Source organism: uncultured Campylobacter sp. (assembly GCF_938045405.1).
Lineage (GTDB): Bacteria > Campylobacterota > Campylobacteria > Campylobacterales > Campylobacteraceae > Campylobacter_B.
Map to the genome: position 1 here is coordinate 1 of NZ_CALIMW010000077.1, position 6,706 is coordinate 6,706.

Here is a 6,706-nt window from a genome sequence, read left to right on the forward strand (position 1 = left end):
AACATCGGAAGTTTTTTTGATCAATCCGTGCTAAAACAGCGCGCAGTAAGAGCAAAGGCGATGCTAAATTTAAATACTCGTCTGTCCGGATATAAAAGCGGTCGTGAAAGCTAGCCGCGGAATTTAGCTATGAAATTTCAAAGCCTAGTAGTCCGCCGCGTTCGGCGTAAAATTTTAAAATTTACCGGCTCGCGCTTTTTAAATTTAGCCTGTGTGCAAGTAAATTTCAAAATTTATCTTGCGCGACCGCGCCGCCGTATCGCCGCGCGGATGTGTAGATCAAGATCAAATGCGCCTGCGGACTTCTGCGATAAAATAAACGATAGAAGCCGCGCAGCGCAAACCTAGAATCGATATGCTCGTGAAACAAAGCGGGACTGGCGCAGCGAACAGGCGGGTTAAAAGTTGGCAAATTTAAGAAATATCGCAGGCTGACGGGTCGAAGCGAGCAAATCTAAAAAATAGCGCAGAATAGCGCAGGCGGGCAGCTTGATAGGGCGAAAGAGAAAAGTCTGCAAAAATATCTGCGAGCGAATTTTACTAGAAAATTGAAAGGCTTAAATGCGAAAAATTTTACTATTTTTACTGCTTTGTGCGGGAGCTTTTGCGCTTGAGTGGGACGAAGCCGTCCTGCGAGGATCGCTGCCAAACGGGCTTAGATACTATATTTTAGAAAATTCCGTGCCTAAAAATTCCGCCGTTTTTTATCTCATCGTGGATGCGGGCTCGATCGATGAGGGCCCCAATGAGCGCGGGCTTGCGCATTTCATCGAGCATATGTCCTTTAACGGAAGCCGCGATTTTAGCAAAAACGAGCTCATCAAAAAACTGCAGAGCCTGGGCGTGAAATTCGGCGCCGACGTAAATGCGCAGACGGGCTACGACAGCACGATCTACACGCTTAACATCGCCGTTAGCGAAGAAAATTTAAAGGACGTTTTTAAAATTTTTGCTTCGATTGCGGACGGAGTGGAGTTTAATCCGCTTGAGCTCGTAAAAGAAAGAGGCGTCATAATCGAGGAGGCGCGTAGCCGCGATACGCCGATCGCGAGGCTTTACGAGCGGATGGATGAGGAGCTTTACGGTGGCAGCGCGTATTTTAATCGCGCGCCGATCGGCGATATGGCGGTCGTAAAATCCGTAAGCGCGCAGCGAATCAAGGAGCTTTATCAAAAAATTTACCAGCCCAGGTCTATGAAATTTATAGCCGTGGGCGATTTTAAAAGGGATAAAATTTTAAAACTGCTAGAGCAAAATTTTTCGCCTCTTAAAAATACAAACTCCTACGCCCGCCCGGATATGGGCATTCCGCCTAGACAGGGTTTGAAAATTTACAATTACGATACGAACGAAACGTCGCTAAATTCCGTCAAAATTTCGTTTTGGGAGGAATTTGCGCCCCCAAGTAGCGAGGAGAATGCGAGAAAAATTTTAAAAAGCGAGCTTATCTCGAGCCTTATTTCTACGATTTATGAGAGGGCAAAAGCTAGCGAAGGCGCGCTGCTGCGAGTTAATTTTTCCAGATCGAATTTGCAGTTTCAAAAAACGATCTATAGCTTTGACGTTGCCGTTTTGGGCGGAGACTTTGACGGCGCGATCTCGCAGGCGCTCGGGCTAATCAAAGGTCTGCGAGATAGCGGCTTTGATGCGAGCGATTTTGCTCTCGCAAAGGATGCTTTGATCAGCTCGCGGCACAGCGCCTTCGAACGCAAAAAAAGCGCGAATTCCGCGTTTTTTGCAAGAGAGATTCTTCATGCCGTAAAATCAGGAGCCGTCCTGCCTCGCGCCGCAAAACAGCGTGATTTGGAAATAAAGCTGTTGCGCGAGATCAGCCTGGAGGAGCTAAATTTAGAATTTAAGCGCCTGACGGATCTGGGCGAGGTGCACGCAAGCGTCTTTAGCGGCTCCGGATATAATCTGGACGAGGCTAAATTTAAAAAGCTGCAAAGCGGCGCTAAGGCGATAAATACGCATGCCGCGCATAAAAAGCTGCCCGATAGTTTGATTTCTAAAAACCTGCCTGAGGGCAAAATTTTAAGCAAGAGCTTTGAGCCGCGATTTAAATTTTATACCTACCTGCTTGAAAATAACGCGACCGTGATCTTAAAGCCGCTTAAGACGCGCAAGGATTTCATCTCGTTTGCTGCGGTAAGCAGAGGCGGAATGTCCAATCTAGCGCATCCGGGGCTTGGAAGTTTTGCCGCGATGCTTTCAAACGAAAGCGGCGCAGGCGAGTTTAACAATTATGAAATTTCGCAAATTTTAAGCGGGCGGCAGGTGAATTACCGCAAAAATATATCCGCGTTCTCGCACGGATTTTACGGAAGCTGCGGCTCGCAGGATCTAAAATGGCTGCTGGAAGCGATAAACTTAGAGATTAGCTCTCCGCGCGTGGACGAGAAGGCGCTGCAAAATTTAAAGATCAAATCGCTCGACGAGCTTGCGCGAAACGAGAAGCTGCCCGGGTATAAATTTAGCAGGGAATTTAGCGAGTTCTTCTACGGCGGCAATGCGCGAATGCGCCCTCTAAGCGCCGCGCAGATCAAAGCGCTTAACGCGGATGAGCTAAAAAAGATCGTCTATGATAAATTTAGCAACGCGGCATCCTACACTTTCGTGCTTAGCGGCGATTTTGAGTTAAAAGACGCTGAAGTCCTCATAAAAAAGTATCTGGCGAGCTTGCCTGCTCGCGGCGAACGCGAGGATTTTCAAGACGACGGAATTCGCAGCTTAAGCGGACGGCACGTTTTTATGCGCAACTATCAAAACTCCCCTAGAAGCGACGTCGCGCTTACCGCGATAAACAGATCCGCTCCGTACTCGCTTAAAAATACGATAAAAATTTCAGCCCTAGCTTCGGTGCTTCAGGAAGCGCTTAGAGAGCGCATTAGAGAGGATGAGGGGCGCACCTACGGCTTTTCGGTCGCTTCGAGCCTAAGCCGCATCCCGTACGAGCACTCGAGCCTTCATATTTCGTTTTCCTGCGCGCCGCAAAATACGGATCAAATTTTATCCGCAATTAGAGAAATTTTTGCAGAAATCGCAGGCGGCGGATCGGACGTAGCGCGGCATCTTGAAAATTTTAAAAAATCCCAGATCATCACGGCGCGTACCGCTCGCGAAAGCCCTGAGTTTTGGAACGACGCGCTCGTAAAATACGCGCTTTGGAATGAGGAGATCGCCGATTTTAAGACCTTTGAAAAGATCATAAATTCCATCTCGCCGAAGGATATCGCGGAGGCGGCGCAGACATATATTTTTGACACCGATGAAACCGTGAGGATAAATGCGCCGAAATTTTAACGGGCTCGGCGTCTTTAAATTTTACTCGGGAAAATTTACTAAGCGCGTTTAAATTTAACGGCGCTTGCACGGCAAATTTCGGCTTCGTAAATTTATACAATTTAAAAACGAACTCAAGAATAAAGCTCAATTAAATCTATCTGCATCGCGCATAGATTTTAGATAAATTTTATTTTGGAATAGATTTATCTCGCCGATATACCGCTATTTTGTTACATTTTTTCTATTGTTTGCATAAGTCGTATAATTGTTATCACTTTTATTGAAATTTAAAATATTATTGGCTAAATTTCCTCAGTCTTAATTTTTATTTTCAAAAAAGGAGAAAAAATGATTGTCGGTTTTTGGGCCTGTAAGCCATGTAAAAGCGGCGCAGGCCGCAATTATTCCGCTTCCGTAAAAGGCGAGAAATTTACTCAAAATCGCTGCGGGGGGGGGCTTGCACGCTCCTTAATAGTCGCGGCGTGCCTTTGCGGTCTAAGCATCGCGCAGGATTCGTCTGGAAATAACGCAACAAGGAGCGTTTCTACCAAAGAAAACCCAGGCGCGCAGAGCTCCGCTGCGACGATAAATAGTTATAAATTCCCTGAAATAGTCGTCGTCGGCAACATCGACTCGAGCCTGACGAGCGTCGGCGATAGCTACGGCGGTACGCAAAAGATAAGCAGGACGATGATCGAGTCAATGCCTAGCGGCAACGGCGACTTCGTGCAGCTTTTGCGCACCAATCCAAACGTGCAATTCAGCTCCACAAATCGCCAGAGCACGACGCTCGGCGAGATCAGCCCCGCAAACATCAGTATCAACGGCGCGAAGTATTGGCAAAATAACTTTATGCTCGACGGCGCGAATATGAATAACGATCTCGATCCCGCTAGAAACCCCGGCGGCAATCCTACGCGCTTCTCGGCGTTTGATACGATGAATTCCGTCTCGCAAGGTATGGCGATCGATAGCGATTTCTTACGAAGCGTCGAGGTGCACGATAGCGGCGTCTCGGCAAAATACGGCGGATTTACCGGCGGCGTAGTGGAGGCTAAGACGCGAGATCCGCGCGCGGGCTTTCACGGCAAGTTTTCGATGCAGCACACCGAGGATAGTTGGACTAGATACCATATCTACGGCGATGAGCAAAACTTTGAAAACTCCGCTACGCCACTAAATCAGCCGAGATTTGATAAGTGGATCACGAGGTTAAATTTAGAGGGCACCGTTACAGAGGATCTGGGCTTGATGTTCGGCTACACCAACACTAGAAGTAAAATTCCGCTCAAGGCCTACGACAGAAGATACAACGCCGATACGACCATCACCGAGCGAGTTCAGAGGCGAAATATAGACAACTACTTTCTAAAAGCGCTTTGGTATGCAAGCGACCGCTTAACTATCACGCCGAGCGTAACCTACGCGCCCGAGCGAAACAAGATGTTTAACGACCACGTCAAGGATTCATACGCCGATATGAAATCGGGCGGTTTAAATTTAGCGCTTAAAGCCGACTACGATGGCGATTTTGCTAGATTTAATCAAATTTTATCCTACAGCAAGCTGGAGAGTTCGCGCGATGCAGAGAATGAATATTACAGGGCTTGGCAATACTCAAACGTAAAGAATTGGGGCAGTAAAATTTTATCTGCTTCGGCGATAGAGGGCGGCTTTGGGGATCTCGATCAGACTCAAAAGAGCTTTTCATACAACGCGGATCTGGAGTTTAATGAATTTGATCTCGGCGGCAGTAAGCATAGATTTATCACGGGCTTTGAGTTTAAAAAGCAAGAGGCTAAATTTAACGTAAGAAAAGAGTTTATGACCGCCAGCGGAATAGCACCGCTACCTGCGGGCGTACATGATTGCGATCCGAATGACGAGCTCTGCTCTATAGACGATTCTTTTGCGAGACTCGGCAGAAGCGGCCAGTTTTTTACGCGAAAAAGCTATTACAAGGGCAATACCAAGGTGGATATGAAGAGCTTGGCGGTTTATCTGGAGGATGAGATAAAAATCGGTGATCTTACTTTGCGACCGGGCGTAAGACTAAATAGGGATGATTATATGAAGCAAACGACTGCGGCGCCGAGATTTAACAGCTACTACGATATTTTTGGCGACGGCGATTCGATCATTAGCTTCGGCGCAAACCGCTACTACGGACGCAATCTCTTTACCTATAAATTAAGAGAGGGGCGAGAGGGTCTTGCCACTACCTACACGCGTCCACGCAATGCCTATACGCAAAACTGGACGCAACTGCCAAAAGACCCGTCTCTAACTAAATTTAATGAGCTAAAGGTGCCTTATGAGGATGAGCTGGTATTCGGGGCAAAGCAAAAGCTCGGGAATTTCGAGTTTTTCGGCAAATATGTAAGCCGCAAGGGTAGGGATCAGATCATCAAATCCACGCGAAGAGATCTAGGCCTAGCGCCGAATCCGAACTACCAAAACAACTATCAAACCTTTACTAATGACGGCAGAAGCGAAAATAAAATTTTAACCTTCGGCGTTAAAACGATCGATGATTATGAGGCCTTCGGTACGCTAAATGGCTTTGAGCTGGGCTTTGAGCACATCAAGATGAAAACGAACAACACCCTTTATGACATATCGCTTGATAGAGAAACGCTCGAAGATGAAAAGATTGTCGAATACGACGGCAGGCTGATGAGGTTATCGGAGCTTCCGGCGCAGGACTATGCTAGGCCTTGGACTGCGAGCCTAAACATCATCACGAAAATTCCAAGCTACGGTATCAGCGTGAATAACTTCCTCTCGTTTAAAGGCTCGCAAGAAGCGATCGCTCGCACCGGCAGGACGCCTGCGGGCAAGTATCCTGCTAGATACGATAAATACGAAAAGGTAAATCTCGGCAAAAGCTACAGCTGGGATGCGCGCATCGGATACGCTAAAAAGATGGCGGGCGAGGTGGAATTTTTTACGAATTTAGACATTTACAACGTCCTAAATAAGCGCAACAAAGCAAGACTTAGCAGCGACACCTCGCTCGATCTAGTCTATGAGGCGGGCAGGCAGTTTTGGCTGGAAGCGGGCATTCGGTGGTAGCGTGAGCTAAATTTGCGGAGCTTTTCAAATTTCAGGGCTCCGCAAAATTTCGTGAAATTCTTTGAAATTTACGGCGTTTTGCGAAGTTTCAAATTTCACGCCTTTAAATTCCCGCCGTATGCCGCAAAGCCGTAAAATTCCACACCGCACTCCATAAAATTTTAGCGTGCGCAAGTCGTAAAATTTTAACGCACGCGAAATTATAAAATTTGCGCCCAAATTTAACTTGCAACCAATTTAAGGAGCCGAATGGCTTTTTAAATTTTAAAGCCGATATCGCTTAATAGGCTCTTTCATTGAAATATCACAAACTGCTTTTGAAATTTTGACGGGCTGATCCGCCGCT

At 46.9% G+C, this 6,706-nt stretch carries 3 protein-coding genes; all 3 read left to right on the plus strand.

Features of this window, described 5'->3' with window-relative positions; all coding sequences use genetic code 11:
• Window positions 1–129 precede the first annotated feature (129 nt).
• Complete coding sequence (locus Q0140_RS03025; RefSeq protein WP_297961709.1) at window positions 130–348, plus strand: hypothetical protein; 219 nt, start codon at window positions 130–132, stop codon at window positions 346–348.
• A gap of 213 nt (window positions 349–561) precedes the next feature.
• Complete coding sequence (locus Q0140_RS03030) at window positions 562–3,303, plus strand: M16 family metallopeptidase (RefSeq protein ID WP_297961712.1); 2,742 nt, start codon at window positions 562–564, stop codon at window positions 3,301–3,303.
• 330 nt (window positions 3,304–3,633) lie between these two features.
• Window positions 3,634–6,360, plus strand: a complete 2,727-nt coding sequence (locus Q0140_RS03035) for a TonB-dependent receptor plug domain-containing protein (RefSeq protein WP_297961715.1) — start codon at window positions 3,634–3,636, stop codon at window positions 6,358–6,360.
• Window positions 6,361–6,706: the final 346 nt, after the last annotated feature.